20 protein-coding genes are annotated in these 21,133 nt (G+C 74.5%); 11 read left to right on the top strand and 9 right to left on the bottom strand.

Annotated elements, in window-relative coordinates; genetic code table 11:
- Window positions 1-153 precede the first annotated feature (153 nt).
- A complete protein-coding gene (locus tag O7606_RS10585) occupies window positions 154-822 on the top strand; it encodes a response regulator transcription factor (protein ID WP_281598884.1) in 669 nt (222 codons plus the stop codon).
- The gene (locus O7606_RS10580; protein WP_281598883.1) at window positions 819-2,036 is read left to right on the top strand and encodes a HAMP domain-containing sensor histidine kinase; all 1,218 of its coding nucleotides are present in this window, start codon (window positions 819-821) and stop codon (window positions 2,034-2,036) included. The genes O7606_RS10585 and O7606_RS10580 overlap by 4 nt, the downstream gene beginning before the upstream one ends.
- 48 nt (window positions 2,037-2,084) lie before the next feature.
- Here the strand turns inward: O7606_RS10580 and O7606_RS10575 are convergent, their stop codons facing one another.
- Window positions 2,085-3,188, bottom strand: a complete 1,104-nt coding sequence (locus tag O7606_RS10575; protein ID WP_281598882.1) for a hypothetical protein — start codon at window positions 3,186-3,188, stop codon at window positions 2,085-2,087.
- Window positions 3,189-3,504: 316 nt separating this feature from the next.
- Between O7606_RS10575 and O7606_RS10570 the strand changes: the two genes are divergently transcribed.
- Window positions 3,505-3,888, top strand: a complete 384-nt coding sequence (locus O7606_RS10570) for a VOC family protein (RefSeq protein WP_281598881.1) — start codon at window positions 3,505-3,507, stop codon at window positions 3,886-3,888.
- 334 nt (window positions 3,889-4,222) lie between these two features.
- On the opposite strand, the gene O7606_RS10565 is transcribed toward O7606_RS10570, so the two are convergent.
- The 3 genes from O7606_RS10565 to O7606_RS10555 form a co-directional block, all read right to left on the bottom strand.
- Window positions 4,223-6,292, bottom strand: coding sequence for a 3-hydroxyacyl-CoA dehydrogenase NAD-binding domain-containing protein (locus tag O7606_RS10565; RefSeq protein ID WP_281598880.1), 2,070 nt, complete (start codon window positions 6,290-6,292; stop codon window positions 4,223-4,225).
- Entirely contained in the window at window positions 6,289-7,482 is a 1,194-nt protein-coding gene (locus O7606_RS10560) for an acetyl-CoA C-acyltransferase (RefSeq protein ID WP_281598879.1), read from the bottom strand. The genes O7606_RS10565 and O7606_RS10560 overlap by 4 nt, the downstream gene beginning before the upstream one ends.
- Before the next feature lie 172 nt (window positions 7,483-7,654).
- Window positions 7,655-8,971 (bottom strand): ribonuclease D, encoded by a 1,317-nt coding sequence (locus tag O7606_RS10555; protein ID WP_281598878.1) that lies wholly within the window; start codon window positions 8,969-8,971, stop codon window positions 7,655-7,657.
- Window positions 8,972-9,416: 445 nt separating this feature from the next.
- Between O7606_RS10555 and O7606_RS10550 the strand changes: the two genes are divergently transcribed.
- Together O7606_RS10550 and O7606_RS10545 are read left to right on the top strand one after the other, a co-directional pair.
- Complete coding sequence (locus tag O7606_RS10550; protein ID WP_281598877.1) at window positions 9,417-10,430, top strand: S1C family serine protease; 1,014 nt, start codon at window positions 9,417-9,419, stop codon at window positions 10,428-10,430.
- 77 nt (window positions 10,431-10,507) lie between these two features.
- Window positions 10,508-11,263, top strand: a complete 756-nt coding sequence (locus tag O7606_RS10545; RefSeq protein ID WP_281598876.1) for a hypothetical protein — start codon at window positions 10,508-10,510, stop codon at window positions 11,261-11,263.
- A 96-nt stretch (window positions 11,264-11,359) separates the two neighbouring features.
- Here O7606_RS10545 and O7606_RS10540 read toward each other — a convergent pair whose 3' ends face one another.
- Entirely contained in the window at window positions 11,360-11,932 is a 573-nt protein-coding gene (locus O7606_RS10540; RefSeq protein WP_281598875.1) for a DUF3000 domain-containing protein, read from the bottom strand.
- A gap of 204 nt (window positions 11,933-12,136) precedes the next feature.
- Here O7606_RS10540 and hemE point away from each other — a divergent pair, with 204 nt between their 5' ends.
- From hemE to hemQ, 3 genes are read left to right on the top strand one after another with little or no spacing between them, the layout of a single operon-like run.
- The gene (gene hemE, locus O7606_RS10535) at window positions 12,137-13,219 is read left to right on the top strand and encodes a uroporphyrinogen decarboxylase (protein WP_281598874.1); all 1,083 of its coding nucleotides are present in this window, start codon (window positions 12,137-12,139) and stop codon (window positions 13,217-13,219) included.
- Window positions 13,220-13,232: 13 nt separating this feature from the next.
- Complete coding sequence (gene hemG / locus O7606_RS10530) at window positions 13,233-14,645, top strand: protoporphyrinogen oxidase (RefSeq protein ID WP_281598873.1); 1,413 nt, start codon at window positions 13,233-13,235, stop codon at window positions 14,643-14,645.
- Window positions 14,642-15,343, top strand: a complete 702-nt coding sequence (hemQ, locus tag O7606_RS10525; protein ID WP_281598872.1) for a hydrogen peroxide-dependent heme synthase — start codon at window positions 14,642-14,644, stop codon at window positions 15,341-15,343. Before hemG ends, hemQ begins: the two co-directional genes overlap by 4 nt.
- Before the next feature lie 154 nt (window positions 15,344-15,497).
- Here hemQ and O7606_RS10520 read toward each other — a convergent pair whose 3' ends face one another.
- Together O7606_RS10520 and O7606_RS10515 are read right to left on the bottom strand one after the other, a co-directional pair.
- Window positions 15,498-16,598, bottom strand: coding sequence for a lytic polysaccharide monooxygenase (locus O7606_RS10520; RefSeq protein ID WP_281598871.1), 1,101 nt, complete (start codon window positions 16,596-16,598; stop codon window positions 15,498-15,500).
- A 162-nt stretch (window positions 16,599-16,760) separates the two neighbouring features.
- On the bottom strand, window positions 16,761-17,210 hold the full coding sequence (locus O7606_RS10515; RefSeq protein ID WP_281599599.1) for a GNAT family N-acetyltransferase: 450 nt from the start codon (window positions 17,208-17,210) through the stop codon (window positions 16,761-16,763).
- A gap of 151 nt (window positions 17,211-17,361) precedes the next feature.
- Between O7606_RS10515 and O7606_RS10510 the strand changes: the two genes are divergently transcribed.
- On the top strand, window positions 17,362-17,637 hold the full coding sequence (locus O7606_RS10510; RefSeq protein ID WP_281598870.1) for an isoamylase early set domain-containing protein: 276 nt from the start codon (window positions 17,362-17,364) through the stop codon (window positions 17,635-17,637).
- A 75-nt stretch (window positions 17,638-17,712) separates the two neighbouring features.
- Here the strand turns inward: O7606_RS10510 and msrB are convergent, their stop codons facing one another.
- Window positions 17,713-18,123, bottom strand: coding sequence for a peptide-methionine (R)-S-oxide reductase MsrB (gene msrB / locus O7606_RS10505; RefSeq protein ID WP_281598869.1), 411 nt, complete (start codon window positions 18,121-18,123; stop codon window positions 17,713-17,715).
- Between the two features lie 47 nt (window positions 18,124-18,170).
- Here msrB and ligD point away from each other — a divergent pair, with 47 nt between their 5' ends.
- A complete protein-coding gene (gene ligD / locus O7606_RS10500; protein ID WP_281598868.1) occupies window positions 18,171-19,193 on the top strand; it encodes a non-homologous end-joining DNA ligase in 1,023 nt (340 codons plus the stop codon).
- An 81-nt stretch (window positions 19,194-19,274) separates the two neighbouring features.
- The gene (locus O7606_RS10495; RefSeq protein ID WP_281598867.1) at window positions 19,275-20,078 is read left to right on the top strand and encodes a class I SAM-dependent methyltransferase; all 804 of its coding nucleotides are present in this window, start codon (window positions 19,275-19,277) and stop codon (window positions 20,076-20,078) included.
- Window positions 20,079-20,164: 86 nt separating this feature from the next.
- Here O7606_RS10495 and O7606_RS10490 read toward each other — a convergent pair whose 3' ends face one another.
- Window positions 20,165-21,118 carry a hypothetical protein gene (locus tag O7606_RS10490; protein WP_281598866.1) on the bottom strand — a complete coding sequence of 318 codons (954 nt, stop codon included), beginning with the start codon at window positions 21,116-21,118 and terminating at the stop codon, window positions 20,165-20,167.
- Window positions 21,119-21,133 lie beyond the last annotated feature (15 nt).

Here is a 21,133-nt window from a genome sequence, read left to right as displayed (position 1 = left end):
CCGATCCGATCACGTCAGGTGTCCGTCCCGGTAGTTATGTTTCGAGCAGCATCGCGCACCTGAAGGATCGTTGCAACGGGGCGGGCGGCCCGCGGTGACCTCGGGTTTGTCGACCCGCACTAGGTTGTGGAGGGCAGCAGCGAGGAGGCCGGCATGCGGGTACTGGTGGTCGAGGACGAGCGCAACCTCGCCGACGCGATCGCGCGCGGGTTGCGACGTCGCGGCATGGCGGTGGACGTCGCGTACGACGGCGACGCCGGCCACGAGATGGCCTTCGTCACCCGGTACGACGTGGTGATCCTCGACCGGGACCTGCCCGGTGTGCACGGGGACCAGATCTGCGCGGAGCTGGCCGCCTCCGGCACCCTCACCCGGGTGCTGATGCTCACCGCCAGCGGCGCCGTCTCCGACCGGGTGGAGGGGCTCGGCCTCGGCGCGGACGACTACCTGCCCAAACCGTTCGCCTTCGACGAGCTGGTGGCCCGGGTGCAGGCGCTCGGTCGGCGGGCCACCCCGCCCGCCCCGCCGGTGCTGGAGGTGGCCGACCTGGTGCTCGACCCGGCCCGTCGGGTGGTCACCCGGGGCGGCGCGCCGGTCGACCTGACCAACAAGGAGTTCGGCGTCCTGTGCGAGCTGCTCAAGGCGCGGGGCGCGGTGGTCTCCAGCGAGGAGCTGCTGGAACGGGTCTGGGACGCCAACACCGACCCGTTCACCACGATCGTCCGGGTCACCGTGATGACCCTGCGGAAGAAGCTCGGTGACCCGCCGCTGATCGAGACGGTGGTGGGGGCCGGCTACCGGACGCCCGGAGGCGCGTCGTGACCGTCTACCTCACCCGCCGTCCCCGGCTGCGTCCCACCCTGCGGCTGCGGTTGACCCTGCTCAACGGCATCCTGCTGATCGGGGCGGGCGCGATCCTCGTCCTGCTGGCCTGGCTGCTGGTCCGGGACGCGCTGCGCCCGACCGACGAGCTGCTGCCCGGCACCACCGTGGTGCTGGCCGACGGGCGCACCCTGGACGCCGGGCAGTGGCAGCGGCAACTCGTCGACGCCGCGTCCCGGGAGCTGCTCGCCAAGGGGCTGGTCGCCCTGCTGGCGATCAGCGTGGTCGCGGTGGCCGGCGCGTACGCGGTGGCCGGCCGGGCGCTGCGCCCGCTGCACCAGGTCACCTCCACCGCCCGCCGGCTCGGCGAGGCCACCCTGGACCAGCGGATCGGCTACTCGGGGGCGGACGACGAGGTGGCCGAGCTGGCCAAGACGTTCGACGCGATGCTGGACCGGATCGCCGGGGCGTTCGAGGCGCAGAAGCGGTTCGTCGCCAACGCCTCGCACGAGCTGCGGACGCCGCTGGCGGTGATGCGCACCGAGATCGACGTGACGCTCAGCGACGACGAGGCGGACGTGGCCGAGTTCCGCCGGATGGCCACCGTGGTCCGGGACGCCTCCGAACGGGCCAACAGCCTGGTGGACGCGCTGCTGGTGCTGGCCCGCAGCGAAGCCCAGTCGGGGCGGCGGCTGGGCCGCAAGACCGAGTGCGACCTGGCCGACGGCGCCGCCGCCGCGTTGTCGGCGGTCCGCCGCGAGATGGAGCGGATCAAGGTGCGGGTGGACACCACGCTGGAGCCGGCGCCGGTGGTCGGCGACCCGGGGTTGCTCGGCCGGTTGGCCGGCAACCTGGTCGAGAACGCGGTCCGCTACAACCACCTGCACGGGCGGCTCTGGATGCGGACCGGCTCGGACGGGCGCGAGTCGTGGCTGGTGGTGGGGAACACCGGCTTCGAGGTGGACCAGGCGGACGTGCCGGGGCTGTTCGAGCCGTTCCGGCGCGGCGGTCGGGAGCGTACCGGGGCGCGCGGCTCCGGGTTGGGGCTGTCCATCGTCCGGGCGGTCTGCGACGCGCACGGCGGCGCGGTGGTGGTGGTCGCCCAGCCGGGCGGCGGGCTGGAGGTCACCGTGACCCTGCCGGCCGCGGCGGCCACCCCGGTGGTCACCGGCTCGGCGGCGGTGACCACCGCCCCACTGCCGCCGGGCGCCTGACGTGCCCTGCCGCCGGGCGCCTGACGTGTTCTGCCGCGCGGGGGTTCGTCAGTCGCGTAGCTCGACCGCGGCGCGGATGGTGCCGAACTCCGCCGCCGCGGCGGCGGCCGAGGAGAAGAACGTCAGGACGATCCCCACGCTTCCGTGATCGGCCCAGGCGCAGATGCCCAACGAGACGTCGGCGGACTTGCCGTCGCCGCACTTCGCCACGCCACCGAGAGGGCCCGGGGCGATCGTGGTCATCCGGGTGACGGAGAGGTCGTCGGTGATGCCCTCGACGGCGTCGTCGAGCTCCGAGGTGGGGCTGAGCACGAACGCGGAGGCGGCCACCACCATGACCATGTCACGGTCCTCCGGGCTGCCGTAGAACGCTCCGACGACGCCGGTGTCGTTCGACAGTTTCGACTTCATCTCCCGGACCATGTCGTCGGCCAGCTTCTGCAGCTTCTTGTCCCTGCTCCGGGGACGGCCGGCCAGGGTGTCCGGCGCGACGAGCCGGATCTCCTCAGCGGGGTCCTCCGTCGCGGACGGCGTCACGTCGGGCGTCGGGCCCACGCTCGCCGAGGCGGTCGGAGTCACGGACGCGTCGATCCGGCCGTCGTCGGGGTTCGGGTCGTCGGGCAGGGCGAGATAGGCCAGGCTGCCCCCGCCGAGCAGGACCGCCAGCACTCCGATGATGCTCAGCGCGAGGGTCAGGTTGATCGGCCGCCGCTGCGGAGCAGGCCCGCCCACCGGCGCCGCCGTCTGGTACGGCGACGGCGGGTAGCCGCTGTAGCTGTCGTGCTGCCCGGGGTAACCGCCGTGCTGGCCGCCGTAGCTGTCGTGCTGCGCGGGGTAGCTCTCGTGCTGTGCCGGGTAGCTCTCGTGCAGGCCGGGGTAGCTCTCGTGCCGGGTCGGGTGGCTCTCGCGCGTGGTGGGGTAGCCGACGTACGGGCCGGGCGGGGCGGCCGGGCCGTCGTAGGGCAGGGTGGGATAGGGGCCGGCCGGCGGGGCAGGGGCCGCCCCCGGCTGGTGCGGGGTGGTGGTCGGGCCCTGGTGGTGCGCGGGGTTGCCGTCCGGGGTGTGCCACTCGGTCGGCCAGGTGGGCGGGACACCGTACGTCGGGTCGTGTTCCGGTTGGCCGGACCAGGGGTCGACCGGCGGTGAGGACATCAGATCAACTCCAGGTGAAGGCGCCAACGGTGATGGTAGCCAGTGGAGGGACGGTGCCGCCCAGCGTCGTCGATCCACCTGCGTCCGACCCGGCACCATCCTCACCCGGGCGCGCAAGGACGGCACGCCGGCCCACGGTGGCGCGTCGGACGCGCGGAACGCGGTTGCGTCGACCTCGGCCGAACTGACATGCTCGGCCGGTCAGCCCGAGCCGGAGGGAGGTGCGGTCGATGTCCAGTCCGATCATTTCCGCGCCCCGGCGTCCGTTCCGCTGACCGCCGGCTCACCGGGGCGTCCGTTCGTCTCGGAGGACACCGTGAGTTCAGGAATCCGAAGCGTCAGCTTCGACTGCGCCGACACGTACGCTCTGGCCGGTTTCTGGTCGGAGGTCTTCGGCTGCCCCCGGCAGCCTGACGACCTGCCCGGCGACCCGGAGGCGATGCTGTTGCCGCCGGGTGGCCCGATGGTGCTGTTCCTCCAGGTCCCGGAGGGCAAGACGGTGAAGAACCGGGTGCACCTCTGCCTGGAGCCGGCCGACCGTGGCCGGGACGCCGAGGTCGAGCGGCTGCTCGCCGTCGGCGCGACGCAGGTCGCCGACCGCCGCCGACCCGACGGCGCCGGCTGGGTCGTGCTGGCTGACCCGGAGGGCAACGAGTTCTGCGTGCTGCGCGGCGCCGCAGAGCGGCCCGCCGCCGGCTGACGGTGGCGTGACCGGGGTGTCCGGTCGTGGCAGCGGCGTACCGCCCCGGTCCGGGTCGACCGGCGTGAAGAGCCCCGTTCCCGGCGTCACGCCGGGCGCGGGGCTCGACGGGCTGCCTCAGTCGCGTTGCTCGACCGCGCCCCGGATGACGCCGTGGGAAGGAATGGAGGCGTGATCCTAACCAGCCGGTGTGACAGCCGTCGTTCAGCCGACGGGAAACTGTCCACATCGGAGGGCGGCGCGCGACGAGTGGCCGACCCGGGCCACCGGACGGCGTGGGGGCCGGCGCGTCGGTCCGACGCGCCGGCCCCCACGGTCACCGTGTGTCGCCGGGTCAGGCGGGCAGGCTCGCCACCCCCGGCGGCAGGAACCGGCGCCCGGTGACCCGCTCGGACGTGCCCGTCCGGTCCAGGTACGGCGTGATGCCGCCCAGGTGGAACGGCCAACCCGCGCCGAGGATCAGGCACAGGTCGATGTCCTGCGCCTCGGCGACGACACCCTCGTCGAGCATCAGCCGGACCTCCTGGGCGAGGGCCTCCAGCGCGTCCCGGCGGACCTGCTCGGCGGTGAACGGCTGGTCGCCGACCACCAGCAGCTCCGCCACCTCGGGGTTGATCTCGTCGTCCACCACGACCGGTCGGCCCGACTCGGCGATCCGCCGCAGGTTCTCGCTCAGGCCGAAGCGCTCCGGGTAGGCCGCGTGCAGCGTCCCGCCGACGTGGTACGCGACCCCCGGGCCGACGAGCTGGAGCAGCGCGAGCGGACGCATCGGCAGGCCCAGCGGGTCCAGCGCGCTGTCGGCCACCTCCAGCGGGGTGCCCGCGTCGACGGCCGCGAAGACGGTGCCCAGGAAGCGGGTGAGCAGCCGGTTCACCACGAACGCCGGGGCGTCGGAGACCAGCACGCAGGACTTGCGCAACTGCCTGCCGACCGCGAACGCGGTGGCCAGGGTGGCGTCGTCGGTCCGCCCGCCCCGGACGATCTCCAGCAGCGGCAGCACCGCCACCGGGTTGAAGAAGTGGAAGCCCACCACCCGCTCCGGGTGCTCCAGCTCGGCGGCCATCTCCGTCACCGACAGCGAGGAGGTGTTGGTGGCCAGCACCGCCTCCGGCGAGACGATCTTCTCCAGCTCGGCCCAGACCTGCTTCTTGACCGCGAGGTCCTCGAACACCGCCTCGATGACGAAGTCCGCGTCCGCGAACGCGGACTTGTCCACCGAGCCGCTGACCAGGCCGTACAGCTTGGCGGCGGTGCCGGTGTCCATCCGGCCCTTGGACACCTGCTTCTCGATCTGCTGGTGGACGTAGGCCACGCCCTTGTCCACCCGGGACTGGTCCAGATCGGTCAGCACCACCGGCACCTGGAGGCGGCGGGCGAACAGCAGGGCGAGCTGGCCGGCCATCAGGCCCGCCCCGACGATGCCGACCTTGGTCACCGTCCGGGCCAGCTCCTTGTCCGGCGCGCCGGCCGGCCGCTTGGCCCGCCGCTGCACCAGGTCGAACGCGTACAGCCCGCTGCGCAGCTCCTCGGAGAAGACCAGGTCGGCCAGGGCCTCGTCCTCGGCGGCGGCGCCGGTGGCGAAGTCGGCGTCCTTCGCCAACGCCAGCAGCTCCAGGGCCTTGTTCGCGGCCGGGACCGCCCCGTGCAGCCGCTGGTCGAGGGTCTGCCGGGCGAAGTACAGCACCCCGTCCCACATCTCCCGGTCGACCTCGGGCCGGGTCACCGTGACCTCGCCGCGCACCACCCCGGCGGCCCACTCCAGGGACCGCTCCAGGAAGTCGGCCGGCTCCAGCAGCACGTCCGCGATGCCCAGCTCGGCGGCCTGCCTCGGCTTGAGCATCTTGTTCTGCATGAGCGGGTTCTGGATGATCACCTGGGTGGCGGCCGGGATGCCGATGAGGTTCGGCAGCAGTTGCGTGCCGCCCCAGCCGGGCACCAGGCCCAGCGACACCTCGGGCAGCGCGAGGGCCGTCGCGCCGCCGGAGAGCGTCCGGTAGTGGCAGTGCAGCGCCAACTCCAGGCCGCCGCCCATGGCCGCGCCGTTGACGAAGGCGAACGTCGGCACCGGGGCGTCCTTCAGCCGGGCGAAGACCCGGTGGCCGAGCCGGCCGATCTCCAACGCCTGCGCCCGGTCGGCGAGCTGCGGCAGGCCCACGATGTCCGCGCCCACGCAGAACACGTACGGCTTGCCGGTGACCGCCACGAACGCCGGCTCGGCCGCGAACGCCTCGGTGAGCGCCTCGTCCAGGCTGGTCAGCCCGCCCGGGCCGAAGGTGTTCGGCCGGGTGTGGTCGAAGCCGTTGTCCAGGGTGATCAGGGCGGCCGGCCGGTCCAGGCCGGGCACGTCGACCCGGCGCAGCAGCGCCTTCGTCACCACCTCGTTCGGCGCGGCGAGCGTGCTCACTTGTTCCCCTCCCAGTGCGGGTTCTCCCAGATGACGGTGCCGCCCATGCCGATGCCGACGCACATGGCGGTCAGGCCGTAGCGGACCTCGGGGCGCTCGGCGAACTGCCGGGCGAGCTGGGTCATCAGCCGGACGCCCGAGGAGGCCAGCGGGTGCCCGACGGCGATCGCGCCGCCCCACGGGTTGACCCGGGGGTCGTCGTCGGCGATGCCGAAGTGGTCGAGGAACGCGAGCACCTGCACGGCGAACGCCTCGTTCAGCTCGAACAGGCCGATGTCGTCGATGGACAGCCCGGCGATCCGCAGCGCCTTCTCCGTCGACGGGATCGGCCCGACGCCCATCACCTCCGGCTCCACGCCGACGAAGCCGTACGACACCAGCCGCATCGCGACCGGTAGGCCCAGCTCCCGGGCGGTGGACTCGGCGGCGATCAGGCTGGCGGTGGCCCCGTCGTTCAGCCCGGCCGCGTTGCCCGCGGTGATCCGCCCGTGCGGCCGGAACGGGGTCTTCAGGGTGGCCAGCTTCTCCAGGGAGGTCTCCCGGGGCGACTCGTCCACGGTGGACAGGCTCCAGCCGCCGTCGGCGTCCCGGACGGCGACCGGCACCAGGTCGGGCTGGAGCTTGCCGTTGGCGTACGCCTTGGCGGTCTTGACCTGGGAGGCCAGCGCGTACGCGTCGGCGCGTTCCCGGGTGACCTGCGGGACCCGGTCGTGCAGGTTCTCCGCGGTCGCGCCCATGACCAGCGCGGACGGGTCGACCAGCTTCTCGGCCAGGATGCGCGGGTTCGGGTCGACGCCCTCGCCCATCGGGTGCCGGCCCATGTGTTCGACCCCACCGGCGATCGCGACGTCGTACGCCCCCATGGCGATGCCGCCGGCGACGGTGGTCACCGCGGTCATCGCGCCGGCGCACATCCGGTCGATGGCGTAGCCGGGCACCGTTTTCGGCAGGCCGGACAGCAGCGCGGCGGTACGGCCGATGGTGAGCCCCTGGTCGCCGATCTGGGTGGTGGCGGCGATCGCCACCTCCTCGACCCGCTCCGGTGGAAGCTGCGGGTTGCGCCGCAGCAACTCCCGGACGCAGCGGACGACGAGGTCGTCGGCGCGGGTGTTGGCGTACCGCCCACCTGCCTTGCCGAACGGGGTGCGGACGCCGTCGACGAAGACGACGTCCCTGACTTCACGGGGCACTGGAGCCTCCTTATCGACCATGATCCGGTCTCCGCGCCGGGGCCGGCGTGCCGGTGCGGACGACCGCCGCCGGCCCGGGCGTGACCCTTCGCATGCTACTCATCAGTAACCAGGGCTGCCCGCACCCCCCGTGTGTCCCACGACACACCCACCCCGTCGGGTGGGTGTGTCGTCACGGCGTGGGCAGCGCCACGGTCAGCTCGGCCACCAGCAGCCTGATCTGCCAGGGCCGGGCGCCGAAACCCCGCAGCGTCTCGGCGACCGTCGCCCCGGTGATCTCCTCCGGCGGCGTCCAGGCGAGCCGGCGGATCGAGTCCGGCGCGATCAGGTTCTCCGGCGGTAGCCGGTGCTCACCGGCGATCCGCAGCACGACCTCCCGGCACCGGGCCAGCCGCGCCGCGGCCACCGGGTCCCGTTCCGCCCAGCGGTGCGGCGGCGGCGGGCCCTCCACGGCGGGATGCGCCGGCAGCGCGTCCTCGGGCAACTGCCGGGCGTCCTCCAGCGCCGCCAGCCAGGTGCGGGCCAGTCGGCGCACCGACCGGCCGCCGAACCCCGGCAGGGTCAGCAGGGTCCGCTCGTCCTTCGGGTCCAGCTCGGCGGCGGCGATGATCGCCGAGTCGGGCAGCACCCGCCCCGGCGCGGCGTCCCGCCGGGCCGCGATCTGGTCCCGGGCGTACCACATCGACCGGACCCGGGCCTGCGCCCGCGCGCCCCGCAGTCGGTGGATGCCCGAGGTACGCCGCCACGGCTCGGCCCGCACCCGGGGCGGCCGGGTCGCCGAGGCCACCAGCGCGGCGAACTCCTCGGCGGCCCACTCCTGCTTGCCCTGCCGGGTCAGCTCCTCGGCGAGCGCGTCCCGCAGGTCGGTCAGCAGCTCGACGTCCAGCGCGGCGTAGGTCAGCCAGGACTCCGGCAACGGCCGGCTCGACCAGTCCGCCGCCGAGTGGTGCTTCTCCAGCGTGTAGCCCAGCAGGTGCTCGGTCAGCGCGGCCAGCCCGACCCGCTCGAAACCGGCCAGCCGCGCGGCCAGCTCGGTGTCGAACAGCCGGCGCGGCCGCAGACCCAGCTCGGCCAGGCACGGCAGGTCCTGGCTGGCCGCGTGGAGCACCCACTCGGCCCCGCCGATCACCTCGTCGAGGGCGGACAGGTCGGGCAGGGGCAGCGGGTCGATCAGCACGGTGCCGGCCCCGTGCCGGCGCATCTGCACCAGGTAGGCGCGTTGGCTGTAGCGGTATCCGGAGGCCCGCTCGGCGTCGATGGCCACCGGGCCGGCGCCCGCCGCGAAGCGCGCCACCACCTCGGCCAACTCGCGCGATGTGGCCACCGGGGCGGGGGTGCCGTCCCGTGGAGCGGTCAGAGGTTCGGGCCCGTCGGCGGTCGCGTCTGTCCCCGCGTCCGCCGGCTCCGGCGCAGCCGAGGGCGGGTGGTGCGGCTCGTTTCCCGGTCGGCTTTCGGCGGCCCGACGGCGCAGGGGTGGTTCGTCGGTCACCTGACAACCCTAGTGCGCGCCGCGATCCGGTGCGGGTAGCCGGACCGACGCGTGTCGGCGGCCGGACCCGGACCCGGTGCGGGGACGGGCGTCGCCGGCGCTCCTCCCGGCGTCGGGAACGGGACGACCACACCGCGGCAGCGGGAGGTGGACAGCGGGGGAGACAATGTCGTTCCGGGCCGGTACGGTCCATCGAGCCCATCGCGCGGATCGCCGGTCAGACCGGCGGACGGGCGTTCACGGGGAGGACGTGACGATCATGACGGCGGGGTACGGGCCGCAGGACGGTGGACCGGTCGGGCCGGCGTACGGATCCGGCGACGAAGGCGGTCGTCCCGGCCCCCTGCCGCCCCGGATGGAACCACCCCGGAGCGGGGCGGGCGGCTGGTCGACGCCGCCGTCCGGCGCTCCGGTCCCCGGCCAACCGTCGGGGCCCGGATACCCGGTGAACCCCCCGTCCGGCGGCTACCCGACGACCACCGCGGGCGGCTACCCGCCCGCCCCGACCACGCCCAGGGCCACCTGGTCACCCGCGCCCGAGGCCGGCCCGCGTGCCCCCGCCCCGGCGTACGCGCCGCCGGGCCCCCGTCCGGGTGACGCCAACGCCTGGCCGGCCAACCCGACCGGGCCCGCCGGCCCGGGCCCGGTCGTCCCGCCCCCGGGCGACGCCACCGGCCGGCCCCGGTCCGGCTGGCTGCCCCGGGCCGCCCTGCTGTTGGCGTTGCTGCTGGTCCTGGTCAGCGGCGTGCAGGCGTACCAGATCCATCTGCTCAACGGCCGGCTCGCCGACACCGGCCGGAGCCTGTCCGCGGGCCAGGGCGACGACGACGTCCGGCTCGACGGCCTGGAGCAGCGCGCCGACGAGCTGGAGAAACAGGCCGGCACGGTGTTCGACCCGGAGTCGATCGCGGCAGCCGTGCTGCCCAGCGTCTTCCGGGTCAAGGCCGGGCAGTTCACCGGCACCGCCTTCGCCGTCGGCAAACCCAACTCCGAGGGCGGCGCCAACCTCTTCACGAACTACCACGTCATCGAGTCGGTGTGGGACAGCGGCGGGCGGCAGATCTTCCTGGAACGCAGCGACCAGCGCTTCCCGGCCACCATCGTCAAGGTCGACGAGGAGAACGACATCGCCCACCTCCGGACGGCCGCCAAGTTCTCCGGCCTGGTCACCGCGCCGACCCCGGTACGGTCCGGTCAGCAGATCGTGGTGGTCGGCGCGCCGCTCGGCCTGACCGACAGCGTCACCACCGGTGTGGTGAGCGCCTTCCGCAAGGCGGAGAACGGCTCCGGAGACGTCATCCAGTTCGACGCCCCGATCAATCCCGGCAACTCCGGCGGACCTGTGATCAACGGCGCGAAGCAGGTCGTCGGCATCGCCACCGCGAAGGCACGCGACGCCGAGGGCATCGGGCTCGCGGTGCCGATCAAGACCGCCTGCGACGGTTTCGACATCTGCTGACCGGCACTCCGGCCCACCCATCCGCATCGTCCGTCACGGCAGCCGGCGGCGGACCCGCCCCCTGTGGAGGAAACGACATGACCCAGCCGCCGAACGAGGGCTACCCCCCGCCGCCGCAGCAGCGGGGCGGCCTGTACGGGCCGCAGCACGACCCGTACGAGCCGCCCACCCAGCAGTTCGGTGTCGACCCGGCCAACCCCCCGCAGTCCGCGCCGCCCGCCGGCTACCCCCAGTCGGCCCCGCCGGCGGGTTACCCGCAGTCCGCGCCGCCGGCGGGCGGTTACCCGCAGTCCGCGCCGCCGGCGGGTTACCCGCAGTCGGCCCCGCCGGCCGGTGGCCCGTTCGGCGCCCCGGCCTCCGGCCAGCCGTTCGGGCCGCCGATGTCCGGCCCGCCGGGTTACCCGCCGCCGGCCGCCGCGTCGTCCGGTGGTCGCCGGGGACGGGCGGTGCTGGTGCTGGCGGTCGTGGCGGGTCTGCTCTTCGTGCTCGGTGGCGTGATGACCGGCCTCTACCTGAACACCAGCGGCGACCTGGACCGCACCGAGCAGACCCTGGCCGCGCGGACGACCGAGCGGGACACCAAGGTCAAGGAGATCCAGAAGCTCAGCACCGAGTTGCAGACCGCCAAGGACCGGCTCTCCGACACCCAGCAGGACCTGACCGGCACCAAGAACGACCGGGACGAGCAGGCGCGGCAGAAGAAGGTCATCGCGAACTGCCTGGAGAAGCTGACCGCCGCGTTGACCGCCGCCGCGGCCAACAACAAGGCCGCCTACGACCGGGCCACCAAGGGCCTCGACGAGGTCTGCGAGGAGGCCGAGGACTACCTCTGACCGACCGGTCAGGCAGGAGGCTGCCGCTGACCGACCGGTCAGGCTGGTGGCTGCCGCTGAGAAAGGTCAGGCTGGTGACTGCCGCTGACCGGCCGGTCAGGCGGTGGGGGCGGGGCGTCGCTCGGGCAGGGCGGTGACCCCGGGCGGCGGGAGCCCGGCCGTCGAGGCGAGCAGCGTGCACCAGGCGAGCAGGTGCGCGGCCAGGTCGTCCCGGAGCGGCGTCCACGAGGCGCGGATCTCGACGTCCCCGGCGGCGGGCGGCCCGGCCAGGTCCCCGAAGCGGGTCGACATGGTCTGGGTGACCGTGCCGCCGAGCGCCCGGTAGCCGGCCTCCTGCGCCTCCAACGCGTCGGTCAACCAGGTCCACCCGACCGCCGGTAGCAGCGGGTCGGCCGCCAGGTCGGTCTCCAGGTCCGCGGTCACGTACGTGACCAGTCGCAGGGTGCCCTGCCAGGCCTCGTGCCCGTCCGGGTCGTACAGCAGGATCAGCCGTCCGGTGGTCACCTCGTCGCCGTCGCGGAGCACGGTGGCGGAGAGCGCGAACGCGTACGGGGCGAGGCGTTGCGGGGCGCCCACCTCCTCCAGGACGATCTCGGGGCGGGGCGCCACCGACCGCAGCCCGGCGACCGCGCGGACGAAGGTCTCCGGAAGCGCGATCGGGGGGGACATGCCGGCAGCCTATGTCGCCGCGTCGCCCCGCGTTCGTACGGCACGCCGGCGCTCACCGGCCTTCGTGCCGTACGTCGGCGTCGACCGCCCGCCGCGCCGCCCCGACGCCGGTGGGCGCTCCGTGGCGGTCGGCGCCCCGGTGACGGCGTGTGCTGCGCAACCCGGAGGGCGAGGCGGGACACCCGACGTGGCACGATTGCGGCGATGACCACCACCACCGCGGGCGACGCCGCCCGAGACGGACAGACCGGCCCGGCCGACTCGCCCTTCGTGCGCGCCTGTCGTCGCCGGCCCGTACCCCACACGCCGGTCTGGTTCATGCGCCAGGCCGGCCGGTCGCTGCCCGAGTACCGCGAGATCCGGGCCAACGTGGCGATGCTGGAGTCGTGCCGCCGTCCCGAGCTGGTGGCCGAGATCACCCTCCAGCCGGTCCGCCGGCACGGGGTGGACGCGGCGATCCTGTTCAGCGACATCGTGGTGCCGGTCGCCGCGGCCGGCGTCGACCTGGACATCGTGCCCGGCACCGGTCCGGTGGTCGCCGAGCCGGTGCGCTCCGCCGCCGACGTGGCGCGGATCCGCCCGATCACCCGTGACGACGTGTCGTTCGTCGACGAGGCGGTCCGGCTGCTCGTCGCCGAGCTGGGCGACACCCCGCTGATCGGTTTCGCCGGGGCCCCGTTCACGCTGGCCAGCTATCTGGTCGAGGGCGGTCCGTCGCGGACCCACGCGAAGACCAAGGCGCTGATGTACGGCGAGCCGGAGCTGTGGCACGCGCTGTGCGGCCGGCTGGCCGAGGTCACCCTGGAGTTCCTCCGGGTCCAGGTCGCCGCCGGGGTCTCCGCGGTGCAACTGTTCGACTCGTGGGCCGGCGCGCTCTCCGAGGCCGACTACCGCAGGTACGTGCTGCCACACTCGGCGAGCGTGCTGGCCGGGCTGGCCGACGTCGGCGTGCCCCGGATCCACTTCGGGGTGGGCACCGCGGAGCTGCTGACCGCCATGGGCGAGGCCGGCGCGGACGTCGTCGGCGTGGACTGGCGTACCCCGCTGGACGTCGCCAGCAAGCGGATCGGCCCGGACCGCGCCGTGCAGGGCAACCTGGACCCGTGCCTGCTCTTCGCCCCCTGGCCGGTCGTCGAGGCCGAGGTGCGGCGCATCCTCGACGAGGGGCGGGCCGCTCCCGGCCACGTGTTCAACCTCGGCCACGGCGTGCTGCCGGAGACCGACCCGGACGTGCTGACCCGGGTGGTCGCGCTGGTGCACGAGGTGTCCGCGCGGCCCGTCGACTAGGCGGGAGGCGACGATGCGGCGACCGTGGCGGATCGCGGTGGTCGGCGGCGGGATCACCGGGCTGGCCGCCGCCGTCCGGTTGCGTGACCGCGCGCCCGCCGGCACGACGATCACCGTGTACGAGCAGTCCGGCGCCCTCGGTGGCAAGTTGCGCACCGGGCGGCTGGCCGGCGCGACAGTGGAGTTCGGCGCGGAGTCGTTCCTGATGCGGGACCCGGCCGGCGGGGAGTCCGCCGCGGTGGCCCTGGTCCGGCGGCTCGGCCTGACCGACCGGCTCGTGCACCCGACCGTCGGGCAGGCCGCGCTCGCCGTCGACGGGACGCTGCGCCCGATCCCGGGCGGCACGCTGGTGGGCGTACCGGGGGATCTGGACCGGGTGGCGACGGTGGCCGAGCCCACCGCGGCGGCCGACGTGGACGCCGGCCGGCCGCTGCTGGGCCCGACGGAGGACGTCGCGGTCGGCGCGCTGGTCCGGGCCCGGCTCGGCGACCAGGTGCTGGAGCGTCTGGTCGATCCGATGCTCGGCGGCGTGTACGCCGGCCGCGCCGACGACCTCTCGCTGGTCACCACCATGCCGGCGCTGGCCCGGGCGGCCCGGGTCGAGCGCACCCTGACCGGGGCGGTCCGCGCGGCGCAGGCCGCCGCCCCCCGCGCGCCCGGGTCGCCGGTCTTCGGGGCCCTGGCCGGCGGCCTGACCGGGCTGGTCGAGGCGGCGGCCACGGCCAGCGGGGCGGACGTCCGGCTCGGCGCGACGGTCCGGGCGCTGGCCCCGACCGCCGACGGCGGCTGGCGGCTCACCCTCGGGCCCGTCCCGGCCCCGGAGCTCGTCGACGTGGACGCGGTGGTGCTGGCGGTGCCGGCCCGGCCCGCCGCCCGACTGCTCGCCGACTGCGCGCCGACGGTGGCGGCGACCGTCGGCCGACTGGACTACGCCAGCGTCGCCCTGGTCACCCTGGCCCTGCCCGAGCCGGAGTTGCCGGAGCTCTCCGGTTTCCTGGTGCCGGCCACCGAGGGGCTGTCGATCAAGGCGGCGACCTTCTTCACCACCAAGTGGGGGCACCTGCGCCGGGCGGACGGGCTGGCCCTGGTCCGCGCCTCGGTCGGCCGGTACGGCGAGGAGCGGCAGGTGCAGCTCCCCGACGCCGAGCTGGTCGACACCGTGCGCCGGGAGCTGGCCGAGGTGCTCGGCGCGAAGCTGCCGGCCCCGCTGGCCAGCCACGTGCGACGGTGGGGCGGGGCGCTGCCCCAGTACGCCCCGGGGCACCTGGACCGGGTGGCCGGGGCGCGGACGGCCCTGCGCGGGTCCCGGCCGACCCTCGCGCTGGCCGGGGCCGGCTACGACGGGGTCGGCATCCCGGTCTGCGTCCGTTCCGGCGAGACCGCGGCCGACGAGATCATCAGAGTGCTGGAAGGAGCGGTGACGTGACCGAGCAGACCAACGCGGCCCGGCTGCGGGAGTTGAACGACAGCATCCGCTACACGATGTGGTCGGTGTTCCGGGCCACCAGCGCGCTGCCGGCGCTGCGGGACAACGTCGCCGCCGAGGCCGAGGCCCTGGTGGAGGAGCTGGCCGGCAAGGACGTGACGGTCCGGGGCACGTACGACGTCGCCGGGCTGCGGGCCGACGCGGACCTGATGATCTGGTGGCACTCCGCCTCCAGTGACGCCCTGCAGGACGCCTACGGGCGGTTCCGGCGCACCGCGTTGGGGCGGGCGACGGCCCCGGTCTGGTCGCAGATGGCGCTGCACCGGCCGGCCGAGTTCAACAAGAGCCACATCCCGGCGTTCCTGGCCGGCGAGGAGGCCCGGGCGTACGTCTGCGTCTACCCGTTCGTGCGGTCGTACGAGTGGTACCTGCTGCCCGACGCCGAGCGGCGGGAGCTGCTCGCCGAGCACGGCCGGATGGCCCGAGGCTACCCGGACGTGCGGGCCAACACGGTGGCCTCGTTCGCGCTGGGTGACTACGAGTGGATGCTCGCGTTCGAGGCCGACGAGCTGCACCGGATCGTCGACCTGATGCGGGACCTGCGCGCCTCCCGGGCCCGCCGGCACGTCCGCGAGGAGATCCCCTTCTACACCGGCCGACGCCGCTCGCTCACCGAGATCGTCACCGCCCTGCCCTGACGGGCCGTGTCGGACGGGCCCGCCGTCTCGGCGACGCCGGAACGGCCGCCACCGACCGCCTCCGGACGCCGCGGGGCCCCTGGTCGGGGGCCCGGCGGGAGCCGGGCCGGTCGGGGCCGCCGCCGGAGGGGACTGGCGGCGGCCCCGACCGGGGTCAGGCGGTGGCGGAGCAGGTCAGCACCGGCGTGCCGGCGCTGCCCGAGCCGATGAACCCGAAGGTGGTGCTGGCCCCGGCGCCGAGCGTGCCGTTGAAGGACACGTTCGTCGCGGTCACCGTGCCACCACTGGTGGTCAGGTTGGCGTTCCAACCCTGGTTGATCTGCTGGCCGCTGGGCAGCGACCAGGTGACCCGCCAGCCACGGATCGCGGCGCCGGCGGTCACCTTGACCTCACCCTGGAAGCCGCCGCTCCAGGAGGAGACCAGGGTGTAGCTGGCGGAGCAGCCGTTCCCGGCGGGCGGCGGAGTGGTCGGCGGCGGCGTGGTGGGCGGCGGGGTGGTCGGCGGGGGCGTGGTCGGGGGCGGGGTGGTGGGCGCAGGCGTGGTCGGGGGAGCGGTGGTCCCGCCGAAGTTGACGTCACTGCACAGGTAGTACGACTGGTCCAGGTGGCTGGCCTGCCAGACGGTGTAGACGATGTGCCGGCCGGTGCGGCCCGGCGCGTTGGCGGGGATGTTGATCTCGACACCCTCGGGAACCTTCTGCCACTGCGAGGCAGGGGTGTTGCCGATCTGGCCGACGAGCTCCAGGTCACTCCAGGCGAGCGGCTTGTTCAGCGCGTCGAAGCCCTGCTTGGTGGCGTACACCCGGATGTAGTCGGCGCCGTGGCTGGCCTGGTCGAAGAACCGGATCCGGAAGCTGTTGCCGAGGTTCGTGGTCTGCCACGCCCCGACCGTGTCGAGGGCGTTGTACCGGCCGTTCTGCGTGCGGCCGCCGGAGCAGAGCTGGCCGTCCGGGATCGCGCCCTGGTGGTTACCGGCGACCCCCTCGCGGAACAGGCCGTTCCAGTTCCACATGGCCTGCGGGTCGGCCTGCCAGGCCTGCCAGCACATCGGGTCCTCGGTGGCCATCCGGGGGTCGTTGAAGTTGCTGCCCCAGCGCTGCCAGCAACCGTAGTTGCGGGAGGCGGGGTCGAGGACGTTGCCGTGGGCGGAGGCGGGGTTCGTCAACGCCGTGGACAGCAGCAGCACGGCTGTCGCGGCGACGGCGAACAGCCCCGCCACGAACGGTGTGCGACGGGTGCGCAAGAGGGTGGACATGAGCCTTCCAGGGGAAGAGTTCGGACTGACGACGTCCGGTCGGGAGTTGCCCTCTCCCGCGCCGACTGCGTGGCTCCCGCGGCGGCTCTGCTGCGCAGATTGCCACTTCTATCGTCTTCTGTCAATCCCTGTCTGGCCTGCTCCGGCGGGTCGACGTGCCGCTCAGGGGGTGGGGTCGCGGCGCATCGGCGTGTGCGGGATGCCGTCCTCGACGTACTCCGGGCCGCTGGCGGTGAACCCGTGCCGGGCGTAGAAGTCGACCAGGTACGACTGCGCCTCCAGCACGCACGGCCGGCGGCCGACCACGGCCAGCGCCTCGTGCATCAGCCGGCCCGCGTGTCCGCCGCGGCGCGCCGTCGGGGCGACCACCACCCGGCCGATCCGTTCCACCCCGCCGGGGTCGGCCAGGATCCGCAGGTACGCGAGGACGGCGCCGTCCTCGGTCAGCCACAGGTGGCGGGTACCGGGCTCGACGTCCCGCCCGTCGAGTTCCGGGTACGGGCAGCGCTGCTCCACCACGAACACGTCGATCCGCAGTTTCAGCAGGTCGTGGAAGGTCCTGGGGGGCAGGTCGAGGAACGAGGCGACCCGGACCTCGGTGGCGCGTGGCAGCATCCCGCGATGGTAGGCCGTCCCGCTGCCCGCTGCCCGCTGCCCGCTGCCCGCTGCCCGCTGCCCGCTGCCGGACGGGGGTTGGCGCGTCGTCGCGGGCGGGTCGCGCGTTGGGCCAGGTGAACGACCCCCGAGTGGTGGGAGGACCGGCGTGATCAAGCGCAGCAAGCTCTTCGGTAACCAGACCCGGGTCACCTTCTGCCTGCCCCGGGACGTCCCGCCCGGGACGGTGAGCGTGGTCGGCTCGTTCAACGACTGGCAGCCCGGACGGCACGAGCTGGTCGGCCGCCGTGACGGCACCCGTACGGTCACCGTCAAGCTGCGGCCGGGGGAGTACCACTTCCGGTACCTGGCCACCGGCGGCGTGTGGCTCGACGACGACCAGGCCGACGGGATCGACGAGCGGGGCAGCCGGCTGCGGCTCTGACGACGGACGGGCGGCCGGCCTCGGCGCTGCCGGTGGACGGGCCGCCGGCAGCGGCGCTGCTGCCGGTGGACGAGGTCAGTCCGGGGTCGGCTCCAGCCGGATGGAGACCGAGTTGACGCAGTGCCGGGTGTCCTTCGGGGTGAACCTCTCGCCGTGGAAGACGTGCCCCAGGTGGCTGTCGCAGCGGGCGCAGCGGATCTCGGTGCGCCGCATGCCGAGGCTGTCGTCGTCGATCTCCCGTACCGCCCCGGGCAGCGCGTCGTCGAAGCTCGGCCAGCCGCAGTGCGAGTCGAACTTGGTGTCGCTGGAGAACAGCCGCGCCCCGCAGGCCCGGCAGTGGTAGACGCCCCGCGTCTTGGTGTCGACGTACTCGCCGGTCCACGCGCGCTCGGTGCCGGCCTGCCGCAGCACCCGGAACTCCTCCGGGGTCAGCCGGACCCGCCACTCGTCCTCGGTGCGGGGCAGTTCGTTGTCGGAAAGACTCACCCGTCAACGGTACGCCGGGTGTCACCCGGCTGGCATATGGTCGCGGAATGGGTGGCACCAGCAAGGCCGTCGAGGTCGAGGTCGCCGGGCGCGCGGTCCGGTTGAGCAGCCCGGACCGGGTGATCTATCCGGGCCCCGGGTTCACCAAGGCGGACGTCTTCCACTACTACCTCGCGGTCGGCGACGGCATCATGCGGGCGTTGCGGCGTCGCCCGACGACGCTGCAACGCTTCCCCGACGGCGTCGAGGGGGAGATGTTCTTCCAGAAGCGGGTGCCGTCCCGGGGCGTCCCGCCCTGGGTCGAGACCGCCCGGATCGAGTTCCCCAGCGGGCGTGGCGCCGACGAGCTCTGCCCGGCCGACCTGGCGCACGTGGCGTGGGCCGCCCAGATGGGGACGATCGTGTTCCACCCGTGGCCGGTGCGCTCCGCCGACGTGGACCGCCCCGACGAGCTGCGGATCGACCTGGATCCGCAGCCGGGCACCGACTTCGCCGACGCGGTGACCGCCGCCGGTGAGCTGCGTGCCCTCCTCGACGAGTTGGGCGTCACCGGCTGGCCGAAGACCTCCGGCGGCCGGGGGGTGCACGTCTATCTGCGCATCGCCCCGCGCTGGACGTTCACCGAGGTGCGTCGGGCGACCATCGCGCTGGCCCGGGAGCTGGAGCGTCGCCGCCCCGACCTGATCACCACAGCGTGGTGGAAGGAGCAGCGCGGGGCGCACGTCTTCGTCGACTACAACCAGATGGCCCGGGACCGGACGATCGCCTGCGCGTACTCGCTGCGGGCCAACGCGCGGGCCACCGTCTCCACCCCGGTGGAGTGGGACGAGCTGCCCGACGTCGACCCGGACGACCTCCACCTGGGCAGCGTGCCGGCCCGGCTGGCCGAGCGCGGCGACCCGCACGCCGGCATCGACGACGACCCGTGGGACATCACCCCCCTGCTGGACTGGGCCGACCGGGACGACGCCGCCGGCTCGGGTGACCTGCCGTACCCGCCGGACCATCCGAAGATGCCCGGCGAACCGAAGCGGGTGCAGCCGTCCCGGGCCCGCCCGGAGAACGCCTGAAGTCCACCTGTCGGGAAAATCGTCCCGCATCGAGGGACGCGGCGGCTACCGTCGGGGCACCCGGAACGAGGAGGTCCCGCGATGGCCGTCACCCGCAACGTCTACACCCACGGGCACCACGAGACGGTGCTGCGCTCGCACCGCTGGCGTACCGCGGAGAACTCGGCCGGCTACCTCCTGCCGTACCTCACCCCGGAGTCGGCACTGCTCGACGTCGGCTGCGGACCCGGCACCATCACGGCCGACCTGGCCGCCCGGGTCGCCCGGGTCACCGCCGTCGAGGTGACCGGGGAGGCGCTCGGCCTGGCCCGCGCCGAGGCCCGTTCCCGGGGACGGGACGACATCGAGTTCCGGGTCGCCGACGTGCACGCGCTCGACCTGCCCGACGCCACGTACGACGTGGTCCACGCCCATCAGGTGCTCCAGCACGTCGCCGACCCGGTCCGGGCGTTGGGCGAGATGCGCCGGGTGTGCCGGCCCGGCGGGGTCGTCGCCGCCCGGGACAGCGACTACGCCGCGTTCACCTGGTACCCCCGGGTGCCGGCGCTGGACGACTGGCTCGCCCTCTACCAGCGGGCCGCCCGCGCCAACGGCGGTGAGCCCGACGCCGGCCGGCGGCTGCTGTCCTGGGCCCGGGCCGCCGGTTTCACCGAGGTCACCGCGACCGCGAGCACCTGGTGCTTCGCCACCGGGCAGGACCGGCAGTGGTGGGGCGGCATGTGGGCCGACCGGATCCGCCGCTCGGCGCTGGCCGACCAGGCGCTGGCCACCGGCCTGGCCACCCCGGCGGACCTGGCCCGGCTCTCCGACGGCTGGCGCGAGTGGGCCGCCGCCGACGACGGCTGGTTCGCCATCCTGCACGGCGAGATCCTCTGCCGCGCCTGACCGACCCTGTCCCGCGAACCCGGTCAGCCCTTCCGACCCGCGGCCGGTCGGGCCTCCCGACCTGTGTCCGGCCGGACCGGTCGACGTCAGCGGTCGTCGGGCAGCGCCCCGGCGACCGCGACCAGCACGCAGCCGAGCAGCGCCAGCGCGGTGCCCGCGCCCGGCCGGGCCGAGGTCATGCCGTCCTCCTGGCGGTACGGGTCGTTCGCCACGAAGTACCAGACCACCAGGGTCGAGCTGCCGCAGCCCAGCGTGGTGGCGATCGACCAGCCCCGGCTCGCCTCCCGCCACGGCCGCCGGGCCGACCCGACGCGCAGCAGCGACGGCACCGCCAGCAGGGCCCCGACCAGCGCGACGGGCGCCGTCACGAAGGCCAGGTCCAGGCTGGTGTCCACCTCCACCCGGTTCGGGTACTCACGTCGCCAGGCCGGTAGCAGGACCGCGACGGCGACGGTCGCCCAGCCGACGGCCAGCAGGAGCACGCCGAGCCGACGCCAGCGCGCCGACCGCCCCGGCGTCCCGCCACCGAACGTGCCGCCACCGAGCGTGTGGGCCCGGCCGGCGTCGCCGCTGGCCGGGCGGGTGGGCGCCGACCAGATGCCGACCAGGCAGGCCAGCAGCGCGCCGGCGGCGGCCAGCAGGGCCGGGCCGGGTTGGCTGGAGACCAGCGTCCGCTCGTCGTCGAACGGCCCCTCGACGGTCCCGGTCAGCGTCACCGCGAGCGCCCCGAGGGCGACCGTGAGGACGGCCGCGAACGCGGTGCCGGCCTGCCGGAGCCGCTGCTGCGCCCGCCCGGCCGCCAACGCCGCCGCCTGGGTGAGCACCAGCAGCGTGGCGCTGCCCGTCAGCCAACCGGCGGCGGCCGGCCCGACCGCCCCGACCTGCTGCTCCATGCTGCCGGTGAGCACCGGGTCACCGCCCAGGGCGCGCCAGCGGGTGGACAAGGCGACGGCCACCAGCGTGGCGGCGACCGCCAACCAGACGATCGGCGGAACACGTGCCGTCCACGCCGCCGGTGCCAGTCGCCTCCGCCGGGCCATGCGCAGAATCTAGTG

It is taken from the genome of Micromonospora sp. WMMD882, from assembly GCF_027497255.1.
Lineage (GTDB): Bacteria > Actinomycetota > Actinomycetes > Mycobacteriales > Micromonosporaceae > Micromonospora.
This window is presented reverse-complemented; position numbering and strand designations above follow the sequence as displayed.